The following is a 15907-nucleotide window of genomic DNA, read 5'->3' as shown; positions in this document are numbered from 1 at the left end:
GCTTCCCCCCAAGGGAGCACTCAGCATCAACGGACCAGGGCGCGGCCTCGCCCCCTGGGGTGCGGCGCCAAGCCGCTTCAGTCGAAGCGGCCGGAGGCGTGGGCTAGCATCGTGTAGACCTTGCCGGTGTCCGAGCCGAGATAGCCGCGTGTGCGGGTGCTGTCGGCATCGTTGCGTTGCACGTCCGCGAGCAGCATCTCGAAATCGCCGATGTACCGATCCACCGCCTTCTTGAAATCGCCGTCGCGCTGATACTTGCGGCGGATTTCGTCGAAGGTCTGCTGGCCCTTCAGCGTGTAGAGGCGGCGCGTGAACACGTTGCGCTCGCCGTTGCGGTAGCGGTCCCAGAGCTCCAGCGAGGCGTCATGGTCGATCGCGCGGGCGATGTCGACCGACAGCGAGTTCAGCGATTCCTCGACATGCTCGACCGAGCGAGGCGCCGGGCCACCGGTTGCCGCCGCGGCGATGGCTTGGTCGGAAGCCTCGACCTCGGCCTCATCCGGCTCGCGCGAAGCCCGGCGCAGAAGATCGGAGACCCAGCCACCCGAACGCGCGCCTTCGCCGGCCACCGGTGCCGGGCTCGCCGCCGGGCGGAGCGGCGCAGAGGACGCTCGCGGTGGCTGTGTGGCGACAGGCTGCGCCGCGACCGGTGCCGGACGAACCGGCCCAGGGCGGCTCGTGTCGAAAGAGCCGCGCAGGTCGCGAGCGAGATTGCCCTCGGAGAGGATGGCGCCGGCGGAACGGACGTCCTCGGCCTGCGCGTCCGTCTTCACGGCGCTGACGGTCCGAGCCTCGACGGCCGCCGCACGAGGCGCGCGCACGTCCAGCGAGCGGCCGGACTGGGCGACGATGTCGCCCAGCTCGCGCAGGGCGCGGATCTGGTCCGACACCGCCCGGCGCATGGCCTGCGTGCTTTCGCGAGCCTCTTCCGGCAGATCGAAGACGCCACGCTTGAGTTCCTCGCGCGTTGTCTCGAGTTCGCCGCGCAGCGACGAGGCGGTGCCGCGCATCTCCTCGGTCGCCTGCGCGAAGCGCTGGGCCGCCTCCTCGACCACGGTGCGCACCGTCTCGCGGATCTCATCCGCGGCCTCGCGCGATATGGCCTGCGTGGACTCCAGCCGGCGTCCGGCCTCGTCCAGCGTCGCGGTGAGGCGCGTCGACAGGTCGTTCGCCAGATTGCGCGAGCGCTCGCCGGTTCCGTCGAACACGCGCTCGACGACTTCCTCGAAGGACCGGATCGTCGCGCCGATCTCCTCGGAGCGCGCGACGAGACCGTTGGACAACGCCTCCAGGCTCGCCTGGCGCTCGGCGAGCGAAGTGCCCAGGCGCATCTGGGTCGCGTCGATGAGCGCCGTCGCCTCGGTCAGCATCCTTCCATGTTCGCCGAAGCGCTCGGCGATCTCGGAAATCTGCTCGAAAGCGTTGGCCGACAGGCCGTCGAGCGTCTGGACGTTGTTCTCCAGGCGTCGCGAGGTCTCGGCGATCGAGCCGGCGGCGCGTTCGGCGCCCTCGCCGAAGCGCTCGCGCGTCTCGGACAAGGCGGTCTCGACGGCGGTGAACTCCGACGACGCTCGGTCGACGAGCGCATGCAGTGAGCTGCCGGCCTCGCCGAGGCGCCCGATCAGGCCCTCAACCTCGTCGCCGAGGCGCGTACGGGCGCCGGCCAGCACGTCCGCCGCCGCATCCGAGCGCTCCGACAGAATCTCGGCGATCTCGCCTGAGCTCTGTCGGATGCGCCCGATCGCCTCTTCGGCGTTGCGGGCGAAGTCGGCCGCCAGACGCTCGTTCTCCATGCGCAGGCGGTCGGCGGCGGCACGGGCGCTCTCGTCGAGCGCCGCGCCGATCTCCTCGCCGCTGGCGGAGAAGCGGTCGGCGAGCGGGCGGGCCTCCTCCTCGATGAGGCGGGCGATTTCGCGGCTGCGACCGGCGAACAGCGCCTCGAAGGCGGAGAGATGTCCGTCGAACTCGGAGCCGATGGCGCTCGCGCGCTCGGCCAGAGCATGCTGGGACGCGGCCACCCGTTCCGTGATCTCCTCGCCGAAGGCACCGGCGCCATCGAGCATGGCCTGGCGAGCCTTGTCGGCTTCCACGCGAAGGGCCACGGACACACCTGCAAGACGCTCGGAAAGCGCTTCGCCCTCGCTGAGAACGGTGCGCCGGATCCCTTCGAGATCGTTGGCGAATCCGGCAGAAACGCCGGTCGCATCCTCACGCAGCGTGCGCGTGATCGACTGGACGTCCGCGCGCAGGCCACGCGAAACCGCATCGGCCTCCTCGCGCAGGACGCCGCCGGCGGCACGAAGCTCGCCGCCGAGCGTCTGCGACGTATCGCCGAGCGCCTCGCGAAGCTGCTCGGTGAGGGCGGCCATTTCCTGCGTGAAGCGGGAAGCGCGCTCGTCGAGGTTCGACGACGAAGCCTCGGTCGCCGAACGGATGGCGAGGGCCGCGCCTGCCACCGTTTCGGAGAAGCTTGCGGCGTCGCGCGCCAGCGTCTCGCGGATCTGCGTGGTACGCTCGCCCATCTCGGTGCGAACGCGCGCCATCTCCTCGGCGAGCGTGTGCGAGACGGTCTCGAAGCTCGACGCCATGAGCGCGGCATTCTCCGAGAGGTTCTCGCGCGAGCTTGCGCCGGCATCGCGCAGAAGGCTTGTCGCTTCGCCGATCGACGAGACAAGCGAAGAGGAGCCGCGGTCGAGCGCGCGGCGCGCGCTTTCGGTCTCTTCGGTGAAGCGCGTGGTCAGGCCGCCGAGCGTCTCGACGAACTCGCCCGCCACCCCGGAGAGGCGCGAATGGGCGGCCTCCGCCTCGGTGCGCATCGCCAGCGAGGCGCCGCCGATCTGCGTGACGAACCGGCCACCCTCCGCCGAAAGCCCCGCACGGGCCTCCTCGGCCTCCTGGCGCAACTGCGCGGAGACGTCGGCAAGGCGCTTGGCCAGCGTATCGGCGTCCTGCGAGAGGTCGCCGCGGACGTCCTCGGCGATCTGGCGGAGATTGCGGCTCGCCTCGGTGAAGCTCGTCGCGACGCGTTCGCCTTCGCCGGACAGAAGTTCACGGGCTTCCTCCGTGCGGCTGCGCAGGCCGCTGGCGATCTCCTCCAGCATCGCGCCGAAGCGCTCGGCCTCGGCGCTGAAGCTTTCGCGTGCCGTCTGGCTGGAGCGGTCGAACACGGTGCCGATCTCGCCGACACTGAGCGCGAGGCGCCTTGTCTGCTCCTCGAGCCCTTCGCGGGCACGCTCGGCCTCGGCACCCATGAGCCCGGTGGCGGAAACGATCGCCTCGCGCAGTGCCTCGGCGATCAGCGAGGCGCGGTTGGCGAGCGTGCGCTCGACGTTGCCGAGGCCACGCTCGAGCGTGGTGGCAATTGCCTGGGTACGCTCCTCGAAAGCTGTGTTGAGGTTGTCCGTGCCGCCGTTGAGAACGGCCGCGATCTCCTCGCGGCGCGTATCGAGGGCCTGGCCGATCTCGCCGGCGCTGTCCTCCAGTGCGCGGCGCACATCGTCGGCGCGGTCGCTGAGCGTCGCGGCGAGCGAGCGGGCGGCCTCCTCGACATTGGTCGCGATGTCGATGCGCTGATCCTCCAGCGCACCGGAGACGCGGGCATCGATCTGCGAGAGCGTCTCGCGAAGGGCGGTGAGGCGCTCGTCGACCGAACCGGCCAGCGCGTCGCGTCGCTCGTCGATGGCAGCTCCGAAAAGGGACGCGCGCTCATCGATCCCCGCCAGGAAGCCGGCTTGCGAGCCATCCAGCAGCGACTGGACCGCCGAAAGCTTGTCCTCCAGGCCCGAAAGCACGGTCTCGCGGATGTCGTCTCCGACAGCCTTGAGGCTCGCCGTGCGCCCGTCTAGGCCTTCGGTCATGAGAACGAGCGCATTCTCCATTGCGGCCAGCGCGCTGGAAAGGCTGGTCTCGACATTCCTGGCGAAGCCGTCCGAGCGCTCTTCCAGCGTCTCGCGGAAGCGACCCGCGCCCTCGTCGAAGCCTTCGATCATCCGTTTGCGCGAGGCGTCCACGGCCTGCGACAGTGTCTCGACGCGGCCGGAAAGCTCGTCGGCCACGCGGCGTGCGGCCTCGTCGAAGGTCTCGCGGACGCTCGCGGTCTCCGAAGACACACGTTCCACGAAGCGTTCGCGGCTCTCGGCGGAGACGGCGAGAGCGTCTTCGAGGCGCTTGACGACATGCTCGTCGAGCTGCGCGGCGTGGTTGTCGAGCGAAGCAAGAATGCGCTCGCTGCTCTCGCGCATGAGCGCATCGCTGCCGGTGAGCTTGTCCTCGATCGAGCGGGACAGGTCGCGTGCGCGCTCCTCAATGCCGCCGAACAGGCGCGTGGAATGGTCGTCGAGCATGCCGGAGACGGAGCGATGGCCGGCATCGAAGGAGACGGTGATCGCCTCGCTGCGGTCGGCGAGCAGGCGTTCGAAGGCGCCCAGACGCTCCTCCAGGCCGCGCTCGAGGCGCACGCGGTTGTCGTCGACCAGCGAGGCGAAGCGCGCGACACGCTCGTCGAGCGCACCGCCGAGACGCGTGGCCTTCTCGTCGACGCCGGACGCGAGCTTGCCTTCGACGCCTTCGAGAAGGCCGCTGACGCGCTCGAGATTGCCCTCGATCGTCTGCGAGATGGCGTCACCGCGCTCCTCCAGCGTCGCCGCCAGGCTGTGCTGCGCGAAGGCGAGGGAGGTATCCAGATCGCTGGCCCGCTCGGCGAGGAGTTCGGCGATCGCATCGAGACGCGCGTTGAGGCTGGCGCGGATCTCGTCGACCCGCCCGTCCAGAGAGGCGTTCGCAAGGGCGACGGCATCGCTAGCGCGGGTGCCGAACTCGGCCTGGCCGTCGGCGAAGGCACGCGCGATCTCGCCGGCACGCTCCGTCAGCGTGCGGGCGAAGTCCGACGTGCGCTCGCGCAGGAGATCGGCGACGCGGCCGGTGGAACTGTCGATGGCCGCCGCGCGACGATCGATCGATTCGACGAGCTCGGCCGCGCGGCCGTTGACGGCCTCGTCCAGCTTGCCGAGCCGCTCGTCGAAGCGGCCGATCATGTCGTCGCCGTTCTGCGAAAGAAGCGCCTGCGACCGCTCTGCGCGCTCGTCGAGAGCGGCGGTGAGGCGCGCAATGAGGCGCTCGCCCTCGGCCTCGATCTGCTCGGTACGCTCGGACAGCGTGGCCGCCAGCGTGGCGATGAAGATCGTGTTGTCCTCGTCGAGACCCTGCGTGTTGTCGCGAAGCGCCGTCTCGATCGTGTCGTGGACCTTGGTCAGGCGGCCCAGCGCCTCTTCGCTCGCACGCGAGAGGCGCGTGTCGAGCTCTTCGGCATGGGCATCGAGCGCGTTGGTGCGCGCGTCGAGAAGGGTGCCGATCTCGGCCCCGGCGGTGCGCAGGCGCTCGACGGCGGACTCGGCCGTTTCGGAGATGCGGGTGGAGAGGGTCTGGGCGACGAGGCCTGCGCGTTCGTCGGCCTCGCGGCTCTGCGCCTCGAAGGCCGCCAGCATCGCGGCCATGCGCTCCTCGTGCTCGCGCGCCAGCGCCTCGCCACGCTCCGAGATCAGCGTGCTGAAACGCTCCGAAGCGGTCTCCATCCGGGAGAGGATGTCGCCGGAGGCGCCGTCCACGTCCTCGATCATGCGCTGATGGGCGCCGACGAGCGAGCCGCGCAGCGTCTCGGCATGAGAAAGAAGCGCCTCACGCTCGGCGCCCATGTCGCCGACGAGAGCGCGGATGCGGACCTCGTTGTCGGCATAGGCGCTTTCCAGCGAACTCACCTCGCCGCGCACGAGCGATTCCAGCTCGCTCATGCGGGCCAGCGAACGCTCAACGCCTTCGCCGAGAGCCGAAACCTCGCGGCGGATCGTCTGGCCGACGCTCGAGACGCGTTCTCCGGCAAGCGCGTCCGGCTCGGCGAGCCGCAGTGCCACCTCGGCAAGTGAGCGGGTGGTCAGGCGCAGGTCCTGCGCGCGGCGCGTCATGAATGCGACGCCCATGATGAGCAGGGCCGGCAACAGTGCGGCGGCGGCGAAGAGCGCGACAAGAAGTGCGCGCTCCGGGCCTGCCGACGAAAGGGTTGCCGTGGAGAAGAAGGCGGTGGCGGCCGCGCCGACGCCGAGCACCCAGATGCCCGCCGCGACCGCACCGATCACGACCGGACGCGCGGACGCGCGGCGTTGGAACATGCCCTCGGCCATCGCGGCCGCCGAACGGTTCTCGTCGTTCGCTGGCGTGTTGGCCCGGCGAGGGGCCTCGTCGGCGCGAGGGGCTGGGTGATCGCCAAGGGTGCGATCGGCGGCGGAAGCGGAAGCCGCGCGCTCGGCGTTGCCAGCGGGCAGCATGGCGATGGCGGCGGCCGTCGCGGCCGCGGCCGTCTCGTCGACAGGACCGGCGTCGGGCTCGGCTGCTTCCGGCATGTCGAAGGCGACGACGTTGTCGGCCCGGCCGGTCTCAGCGGTGGCGGCGCCCGCGTCCTGGCGTAGGGCGCTCGTGGCCTCCTCGAAATTGCGGTCGAACTCGCTGAAGGCGAGGTCGAGATCGCTCAGGTCGAGATCGTCCGGATCTGGCTCCTGCCTGCCGGCGTCGAGATCGCCGGGCTGAAGGAAGTCCGTATCCCGCAGCGCTTCCTCCAGCTCGAAGAGAGCTTCATCGGATAGTTGCTCGGCCGTCTTGGTGTTGGACATCTTCGCCGCCTCGATACTCGTTACCCGGGTTCCCGCACCGGCCCCGCGAACGCACGAAGCGCTCTCCGGACGGGACGCGCGCCGCCCAAGGGCGAGCGCACGCATTGACGCATCCTCATGGTAGTGGCCGGTCCGGGCGAAAGAAACCGTAAAACCGGGCGGTCCCTACAAGTTTAAACATAAGGTTAACGTTAAGCCGAAAATTCGATCGGCAAGGGGGCGGAGCCCTTGCGGCGCCGGAAAAGCGGCCCGCCCTGGCCCCCGGACGATCGGTGCAATGCCACCGTGGACGTTAGGCCAGCCTACACCATGCTAGCAGTTCGAGCACGCGATGAAGCGCCCGCGGCACCTGTTTTCGCACGTTGACAGTCGCACGCGCTGCAGCCAAAGCCAGCGCCATGACCAGGATCATCTTCCAGACGACGGGCGGCGAGCGCTACGAGATCGACGCCGCCAACGGCACCACGGCGATGGAGAACGCGGTGCGCAACGACGTGCCGGGCATCGACGCCGATTGCGGCGGAGCCTGCGCCTGCGCCACTTGTCATGTCTATGTGGACGAGGCCTGGCGCGCGGCTCTGCCGGCACCCTCCGAGATGGAGGAGGACATGCTGGACTTCGCCTACGACGTGCGGGCGGGCTCGCGCCTGTCGTGCCAGATCCGCGTGAGCGAGGCGCTCGACGGCCTCGTTCTCGGCGTTCCCGAGCGCCAGGGCTGACGGCGCTTCAGCCAGGCTCTTCCACAACGCAGCAGGCCCGCAGATCACGTGTGACTTGCGGGCCTGATCGACGGAAGCGGGCGCGCTGACGGCGCCCCGGTGCAGTGCGTCAGCGGCGGTCGCCGGTCTGCGTGGAGAAATCGCGCAGGAGCTGCTCCATCTCTTCCTCGAGCGACAGGCCGGCGTCCTTGCGCCCGCGGGACGGCGAAGGAGCGTCGCGGGACGGCTCGGATGCCTTCAGATCGTCGGAGCTCGAAAACTCCTTCTCCAGAAGATCGCCGAGATCGTCGTCAAGCGTCGGCTCCTTGCGAGCGGGCTCGGAGGAAGGCGCGCTGGGGACCGGCTTTGCGACCTCCGGCTCGCGGCGCACCGGTTCGGTGGGAGCCGGTGCCGGCCGGTTCTGGATGGTCGAGGCAAAGCTGCGCACGCTCAAGGGTTGGCGCTCTGCGGGCGGGGCCACCTCGGGCACCGGCAGCGTAGGCGCAGGCGGGGCCGGAGCTGGTACGCGGGGTGCCTGCGGTTCTGCGCGTGCGGGCTGACGCTGCACGAAGGGCGGGAACGGCGCGGAGCGCTCACCGGGCGGGGGGGCCGCAGGAGCGGCCGGGGACGAAACCGGTGGAGCGACCGAGCTGGCCCGGGAGGCCGGAGGTGCGACGACTGGAGGTTCGATGGTCGGGGCCGGGCGCTGGGGCGGCACGCGCTCGGCGGCGAGCTCGGCCGCTGGAAGAACCGGCGTCGCGCGCGGCAGGGGCGCGGTCATCGGCGGCGCAGGGCGCGGCTGGGGGGCAATGGAGGGAGCCGAAGGGCGTGCTGACTGTTCAGGCGCCTGCGGCGCGGAGGAACTCGCAGCCAATGGCGACGAAGGGGCCGGCGGAGCGGGCGGGATGTCGGCCGGCTCGGGTGTCCTGGCCGGGGCCGATGACGGCTGCGGCCGGGAAGGGGCCGCCGCGGGGGCTGCGACGGGCGGCACAACGTTCGCAGTGCGCGCTTCCGCCGAAACGACCGGCTCTACCTTCGGGGCGACCGGGAGACGAGGCTCTTCGCGCATGCGCACGGAGGCGTCTTCGTTCCTAGTGTCCTGTTTGGCATTCTGTGGCCCGCGAGCGGACGCCACAGGGCCGTGCATATCGACCGTCGGCTCAGGCGTCCGCTCCACGGTGCGCGGACGCTGCGTCGCGGCGGCCGCCGCGACGGGAATCGGAGCGCTGGCCGGTGCGGGTGCCGGTGCCTGTGCTGGACGGGGCGGCTGCGCGAAACCCGGCTCCACGCGTGCGCCGCGCGGCTGCGGCGGCGCCCGGCCGATATGGGCCTCGACAACGAGGTCGTTCTGGCCGCCGATCAGGAGGAGGTGTTCCACCCCGTCGCGGCGCACCAGCACCAGCTTGCGGCGCTGGTCGACGCCGGTCACGTCGACGATCGCGAGCCTCGGTGCCTGAGAGCCGCCGATGCCGATGCGCCCGCCCATCATGCGGCGCATCAGGCCGAGCACAATGACCACGACGGCGAGCACGATGACGGCGGCCAGGATAAAGGACACGATCGGCGCCGCGCCTTCACCCACGATGCCGGCCAACCAGTCTTGCATCTGATAGCTCTCCTGCTATGCCTCGGAGGCGAATCGAAAGCGCTCGCCGCAAAGATCGAAATTCATGGACCGCGTTCATGGCTTTTCGCGCGCCGGGCTTCAAGGGCGGCGTCAGTTTCGCCCTCTATGGACTTTGCCATCATGTCGGACGAAGCTGCCGGGCGCAAACCGGGCAGGGCTCCGAGTCGCGCGCGCGGCGATCTTGTGCGGCCGCGGGAGGCGATGCAAACCGGGCTTCCAGAGGCCTTCAGTTCACGCAGGAACGATGACCATCGAGATGCCCGCCCAGAGCCCAGCCCGCGAGCCTGCAGAGACCCCGGTGCCGGGAGAAGGCGCCCTGATCGATCGCGGCGCACGCGCCGGCGGCATGCGACGGCTGATCTTCCTCGGCGGCTTCCTCTTCGTCTTCTCGGCGACGCTCGCCCTGTTCGGCCATGCCTACGGGCCGCTCGCGCTCCTGACGATCTTCGGCTTCCTCGCCATCGTCGGCATCATCGCGATGTTCGGCCTGGCGCTGGGCCTCGTGCAGCTCGCGCCGCGCCGCGCCGACGATGCCATCGCGCGCGGCTTCATGGACGGCCTGCCGGACGGCACCATCGTGACCGACCGCAAGGGGCGCATCATCTACGCCAATGCCGCGTATGGGGCGGTGACGGGCGCCGCCACGGCCGGGGACGTGCGCACGCTCGAGCGCCTTCTGGCGCGAGAGCCGGAAGCATCCGAAGCGCTTTACAGGCTGGCCAATCTCGCGCGCGAGGGCGGGGCGGGGCAGGAGGAGTTCCGCCTTTCGCGCCCGCTGGCCGGCGGCGGCGATCCCGCCCCTCGTTGGTATCGCGCCTCCGTACGGCCCCTCAAGGGCGGTGTGAACGGCGACCTGCGCATCTGGCAGCTCACCGACATCTCGCCCGAGCGGCGCGAGCAGGAGAGTTTCTTCCAGGATCTCCAGCACGCGATCGACTATCTCGACCATGCGCCCGCCGGCTTCTTTGCCGCGTCCGAGGACGGCCGCCTCACCTATATGAACGCAACGCTGGCGAGCTGGCTCGGCGTCGATCTCGCCTCCTTCAAGCCGGGCGCGTTGTCGCTCGAAGACCTCGCCGGCTCGGAAGCTGCGGCCGTCGGCCGCCCGGCGGAGGGCGCGCCGCGTACGCAGGTCTTCGACATCGACTTCGTCAAGACGAGCGGCCAGCGCTTCCCTGTCCGGCTGCTGCGCCAGGATACGGCGACCGCTGACGGTGCACCCGGCCCCACGCGCACGCTCGTCCTCAACCGCGCGATGGAAGCGGACGGCGCCCGCAGTCTCGAAGCGGCCGAGTTGCGCTTCACGCGATTCTTCAACTCTTCGCCCATGGCCATTGCCGCGCTTGACGAAAACGGTCGAGCGACCCGCGCCAACGCGGCCTTCGCGCGGCTCTTCGGCGAGGCGGCGGCGGGCGGGTCGGTCGCGCTGCAGGACGCGGTGCGCGACGACAGCCGGGATCCGATCCGCCAGTCGCTTTCGGCTGCCGGGCGCGGGCAGGCGGGTATTCCGTCCATTGACGTCGACCTCGCGGGTGAGAGCGCACGTTCGGTGCGCCTCTACTTCAGCGCCGTTTCCGACCTGACGGACGGCTCGGGCGACAGTGTGATCCTCTACGGCGTCGACTTCACCGACCAGCGGGCGCTTGAGGAGCAGTTCGCCAAGGCCCAGCGCATGCAGGCGATCGGCAATCTTGCGGGCGGCATCGCGCACGACTTCAACAACGTCCTGACGATCATCACCGCCTCGGTGGATTTCCTCCTTCTCAATCACCGCTCGGGTGATCCGTCCTTCCAGGACCTTCTTCTGATCAAGCAGAGCGCCAACCGCGCCGCCTCGCTGGTGCGCCAGTTGCTGGCCTACTCGCGCCGCCAGACCATGCGCCCGAAGATGCTGAGCCTGACGGACGTCGTCGCCGACATGCATCTTCTCCTGAAGCGGATCGTCGGCGACCTTGTGAAGCTCGAGCGTCACCACGGCCGCGACCTGTGGCCCGTTATGGCCGATATCGGCCAGTTCGAGCAGGTGATCACCAATCTCGTGCAGAATGCACGCGACGCGATGGTCGAGGGCGGCACGATCACCATCTCCACGCGCAACGTGCCCGCCACCGAGGCGGCCGGTCTGCCCTACGGGGAACTCGGCGAGGGGGACTACGTGCTCGTCGAGGTGGCGGACACGGGAACCGGCATGCCGGCGGATGTCGCCGAGCGCATCTTCGAGCCGTTCTTCACCACCAAGGAGATCGGCAAGGGCACCGGCCTCGGCCTCTCGATGGTCTACGGCATCGTCAAGCAGTCGGGCGGCTTCATCTTCGTCGATTCGACGCTTGGACAGGGCACGACCTTCCGCATCTTTCTGCCGCGCCACGTTCCGGCCGAGAGCGCGCCGGCGCGCGAGATCCCAGCAGCGGCCGTCTCCGCCTCCTCGGCCAAGATCGACCTGTCCGGCACGGCCTCTATCCTGCTCGTCGAGGACGAGGATCACGTGCGCGCGGGCAATGTGCGCGCCCTGAAGATGCGCGGCTACGAGGTCCACGAGGCCTCTTCGGGCGTCGAGGCGCTGGACGTGATGGCCGAGCTGGGCGGGCAGATCGATCTCGTCGTCTCGGACGTGGTGATGCCCGAGATGGATGGCCCCTCGCTCCTGCGCGAGATGCGCAAGACGCGGCCCGATCTGAAGTTCATCTTCGTCTCCGGTTACGCCGAGGACGCGTTCGCCAAGAACCTGCCGGAGGGAGAGAAGTTCGGCTTCCTCGCCAAGCCTTTCTCGCTGCGAGAGCTTGCGGTGGCGGTGAAGGACATGCTCGACGAGTAGCATCCGAGGCGGGCCGCCTGCGGGGGCGCTGGACGCCGGCATGCGAGCGCAGCGATTCGGGCGTTTACTCTTTCTTGGCAATTCCGCTCACCGGCCGCCGCGCAAATCAGTCATGCTAATCGAGAACAATAAGGGAACATCTCTTGCCGAAGTGGAACAAAAAGGGTACATGCCATCTATCCGAGGTGTGATTGCGCCATTCAGTCCCGCGTGAAATAAGGAGCCTGCCCCATGGCACAGAGTACTCTCCGTCTCGTTGAGGACAGTTCGTTGGACAAGACAAAAGCCCTCGACGCAGCGCTTTCGCAGATCGAGCGCGCCTTCGGGAAAGGCTCGATCATGCGCCTCGGCGCGACCGAGAAGCTCGACATCGAAACGGTGTCGACCGGCTCGCTCGGGCTCGACATCGCACTCGGCATCGGCGGCCTGCCCAAGGGGCGGATCGTCGAGATCTACGGACCGGAAAGCTCGGGCAAGACGACGCTTGCGCTGCACACCGTCGCCGAGGCCCAGAAGGCCGGCGGCATCTGCGCCTTCGTCGATGCGGAACATGCGCTTGATCCGGTCTATGCCCGCAAGCTCGGCGTCAATCTCGAAGACCTCCTGATCTCGCAGCCTGACACGGGCGAGCAGGCGCTGGAGATCGTCGATACGCTGGTGCGCTCTGGCGCGATCGACGTCCTCGTCGTCGATTCGGTCGCCGCGCTGACGCCGCGCGCCGAGATCGAGGGCGAGATGGGCGACTCGTTGCCCGGCATGCAGGCCCGCCTGATGAGCCAGGCGCTGCGCAAGCTGACCGGTTCGATCTCGCGCTCCAAGTGCATGGTCATCTTCATCAACCAGATCCGCATGAAGATCGGCGTTATGTTCGGCAATCCGGAGACGACGACCGGCGGCAATGCGCTCAAGTTCTACTCCTCGGTGCGCCTCGACATCCGCCGCATCGGCGCGATCAAGGACCGTGAGGAGGTGACGGGCAACCAGACCCGCGTGAAGGTGGTCAAGAACAAGCTGGCGCCGCCCTTCAAGCAGGTCGAATTCGATATCATGTACGGCGAGGGCGTCTCAAAGACGGGCGAACTCATCGATCTCGGCGTGAAGTCCGGCATCGTCGAGAAGTCGGGCGCGTGGTTCTCCTACAGCTCGCAGCGGCTCGGGCAGGGCCGCGAGAACGCCAAGCAGTTCCTGCGCGACAACCCCGACGTGGCGAACGAGATCGAGACCTCGATCCGCCAGAATGCCGGGCTGATCGCCGAGCAGCTTCTCGACCAGAGCGGCCCAGACCCGCTGGAGGACTGATCCGCGAGGAGGGCCGCCGGCGCGGCTCCGCGTCGTGATGGACAGTCCAGGGGCGGAGCGTTACAAGCCTCGCCGGTGCCGGCGCGGCTTGACCGTCCGGCATCTTCCCGCATCCCTTGCGCGTATGAAGGTCCTGGCATGAACGGCGTGAACGAGATCCGCTCGGCGTTTCTTCAGTATTTTGCGAAGAACGGGCACGAGAAAGTCGCCTCATCGCCGCTGGTGCCGCGCAACGATCCGACGCTGATGTTCACGAACGCCGGCATGGTGCAGTTCAAGAACGTCTTCACCGGCATCGAGAAGCGCCCCTACAGCCGCGCGACGACGGCCCAGAAGGTCGTGCGCGCGGGTGGCAAGCACAACGATCTCGACAATGTCGGCTACACCGCCCGGCACCACACCTTCTTCGAGATGCTCGGGAATTTCTCGTTCGGCGACTATTTCAAGGAAGAGGCGATCAGCCTCGCCTGGAATCTGGTCACGAAGGAATTCGGCCTCGACAAGAGCCGCCTCCTCGTCACCGTCTATTCCGAAGACGACGAGGCGGCGCGTCTGTGGAAGTCGATCGCGGGTTTTTCGGACGAGCGCATCATCCGCATCCCGACCTCGGATAATTTCTGGTCGATGGGAGAGACGGGCCCCTGTGGTCCATGCTCTGAGATCTTCTACGACCAGGGCGAGGGCGTCTTCGGTGGTCCTCCGGGATCGCCCGACGAGGACGGTGACCGGTTCCTCGAGTTCTGGAACCTCGTCTTCATGCAGTACGAGCAGATCTCGGCCGACGAGCGGCTTGATCTGCCGCGCCCGTCGATCGACACCGGCATGGGCCTCGAGCGCATGGCCGCGATCCTGCAGGGCGTGACCTCGAACTACGAGACGGACCTCTTCCGGCGTCTGATCGCTTCGGTCGAGGAAGCGGTCGGCTCGCGCGCCGAGGGCGACGCGCTGGCCAGCCATCGGGTGATCGCCGACCATCTGCGTTCGACGGCCTTCCTGATCGCGGACGGCGTTTTGCCCTCGAACGAGGGCCGCGGCTATGTGCTGCGCCGGATCATGCGCCGCGCCATGCGCCACGCCAAACTGCTCGGGGCGCGCGATCCCGTGCTCTTCCGAGTTCTGCCGACGCTCGTCGCGGAGATGGGCAACGCCTATCCCGAACTGGTTCGCGCGGAGAGCCTGATTTCCGAGACGCTGAAGCTCGAGGAGAAGCGCTTCCTGACGACGCTCGATCGCGGCCTGACGCTGCTCAACGAGGCGACCGCCGATCTGTCGGAAGGCGGCACGCTCGGCGGCGAGACGGCGTTCAAGCTTTACGACACCTACGGCTTCCCGCTCGACCTGACGCAGGACGCGCTGCGTTCGCGCGGCATCCATGTCGATCTGTCCGGTTTCCAGGATGCGATGGCCCGACAGAAGGCCGAAGCGCGGGCGAGCTGGGCGGGCTCCGGTGAGGCTGCGGCGGACGGCATCTGGTTCCCGATTCGCGACCGCGTCGGGGCGACGGAATTTCTCGGCTACGAGACGGAGACCGCAGAGGGGCAGGTCGCCGCGCTCGTGCGCGATGGAGCCGAGGTGATGCATGCGGCGGCGGGTGAGGAAGTTTCGGTCGTCCTGAACCAGACGCCGTTTTACGGCGAGTCAGGTGGCCAGGTCGGCGATACGGGTTCGATGACGGGTGAGGGCGCGCGCTTCGAGGTCACCGATACGCAAAAGGTGGCGGACGGGCTGTTCGTGCATCGCGGCCGCGTCGTCGAGGGAACGCTGCGTGTCGGCACGGCTCTGGAGCTGGAGGTCGACCACGCTCGCCGGGCGAAAATCCGCGCCAATCATTCGGCGACGCATCTTCTGCACGAGGGCCTGCGCGAGATCCTTGGCACGCATGTCGCGCAGAAGGGCTCGCAGGTCGCGCCCGATCGCCTGCGCTTCGATTTCTCCCATCCCAAGCCGATGGATGCCGGCGAGCTGGCTGAGGTCGAGCGGTTGGCGAATGCGATCGTCCTGCAGAACTCGCCGGTCGAGACGCGGCTGATGGCCGTCGATGACGCGATCGAGACGGGCGCGATGGCACTCTTCGGCGAGAAGTACGGCGACGAGGTCCGTGTCGTTTCGATGGGCACGGCGCAGGAGGGCGAGAAGGCCGGCAAGACCTTCTCGATCGAGTTATGCGGCGGCACGCACGCCCGTTCGACCGGCGAGATCGGCCTTGTTCATGTCGTCTCCGAAAGCGCGGTCGGGGCTGGCGTCCGGCGTATCGAGGCGCTGACGGGCGCGGCCGCGCGCGCCTATCTCGGCGAGCAGGACGAGCGCATGCGCCAGCTCGCGAGCCTGTTGAAGGTGTCCGCGGCGGACGTGCCCAGGCGCGTGGAAGCGCTCGTCGAGGAGCGTCGCCGCATGGAGCGTGAACTTGCGGAAGCGAAAAAGCGCCTGGCGCTCGTCGGCGACGGTGCGCCTTCTGGCGAGACGGGCGCGCGCGATGTCGCGGGTGTCAGCTTCGTCGGGCGCGTCCTCGAAGGCGTCGCGGCGAAGGATCTGAAGGGCCTCGTCGACGAACTGAAGGGCGGGCTCGGCTCCGGGGTCGTGGCGCTCGTCGGCGTCGCGGACGGTAAGGCCAGCGTCGTCGTCGGCGTCACGCCCGACCTGACGGGCCGCTTCGATGCCGTCGATCTCGTGCGCGGGGCCAGCGAGGCGATCGGCGGCAAGGGCGGCGGTGGCCGGCCGGATATGGCGCAGGCCGGTGGACCGGAGGCTGCGAGAGCGCAGGACGCGATCGCGGCAGTGGAGGCTCGGCTCTCGGCCGCCTAGGGCCGAC

6 protein-coding genes are annotated in these 15907 nt (G+C 68.9%); 4 read left to right on the top strand and 2 right to left on the bottom strand.

Features of this window, described 5'->3' with window-relative positions; translation table 11 throughout:
* Nucleotides 1-77 precede the first annotated feature (77 nt).
* Complete coding sequence (locus H1343_RS10035) at nt 78-6659, bottom strand: apolipoprotein A-IV repeat region-like domain-containing protein (protein WP_185982782.1); 6582 nt, start codon at nt 6657-6659, stop codon at nt 78-80.
* A gap of 398 nt (nt 6660-7057) precedes the next feature.
* Here H1343_RS10035 and H1343_RS10030 point away from each other — a divergent pair, with 398 nt between their 5' ends.
* Entirely contained in the window at nt 7058-7378 is a 321-nt protein-coding gene (locus tag H1343_RS10030) for a 2Fe-2S iron-sulfur cluster-binding protein (protein ID WP_185982781.1), read from the top strand.
* A 109-nt stretch (nt 7379-7487) separates the two neighbouring features.
* Here H1343_RS10030 and H1343_RS10025 read toward each other — a convergent pair whose 3' ends face one another.
* Complete coding sequence (locus tag H1343_RS10025; protein ID WP_185982780.1) at nt 7488-8963, bottom strand: flagellar biosynthetic protein FliO; 1476 nt, start codon at nt 8961-8963, stop codon at nt 7488-7490.
* A 277-nt stretch (nt 8964-9240) separates the two neighbouring features.
* Between H1343_RS10025 and cckA the strand changes: the two genes are divergently transcribed.
* The 3 genes from cckA (at nt 9241) to alaS (ending at nt 15900) form a co-directional block, all read left to right on the top strand.
* Nucleotides 9241-11799: a cell cycle histidine kinase CckA gene (gene cckA / locus H1343_RS10020; RefSeq protein ID WP_185985593.1), complete on the top strand. Its 2559-nt coding sequence runs from the start codon at nt 9241-9243 to the stop codon at nt 11797-11799.
* A 231-nt stretch (nt 11800-12030) separates the two neighbouring features.
* Nucleotides 12031-13098, top strand: coding sequence for a recombinase RecA (gene recA, locus H1343_RS10015; protein WP_185982779.1), 1068 nt, complete (start codon nt 12031-12033; stop codon nt 13096-13098).
* Between the two features lie 138 nt (nt 13099-13236).
* Nucleotides 13237-15900, top strand: a complete 2664-nt coding sequence (gene alaS, locus H1343_RS10010) for an alanine--tRNA ligase (protein ID WP_185982778.1) — start codon at nt 13237-13239, stop codon at nt 15898-15900.
* Nucleotides 15901-15907 lie beyond the last annotated feature (7 nt).

The sequence above is a fragment of the Aureimonas mangrovi genome, from assembly GCF_014058705.1.
In the GTDB taxonomy this organism is placed as follows: domain Bacteria; phylum Pseudomonadota; class Alphaproteobacteria; order Rhizobiales; family Rhizobiaceae; genus Aureimonas; species Aureimonas mangrovi.
The sequence above is the reverse complement of the archived record's forward strand: the minus strand, read 5'-3'. Positions and strand labels throughout refer to the sequence as shown.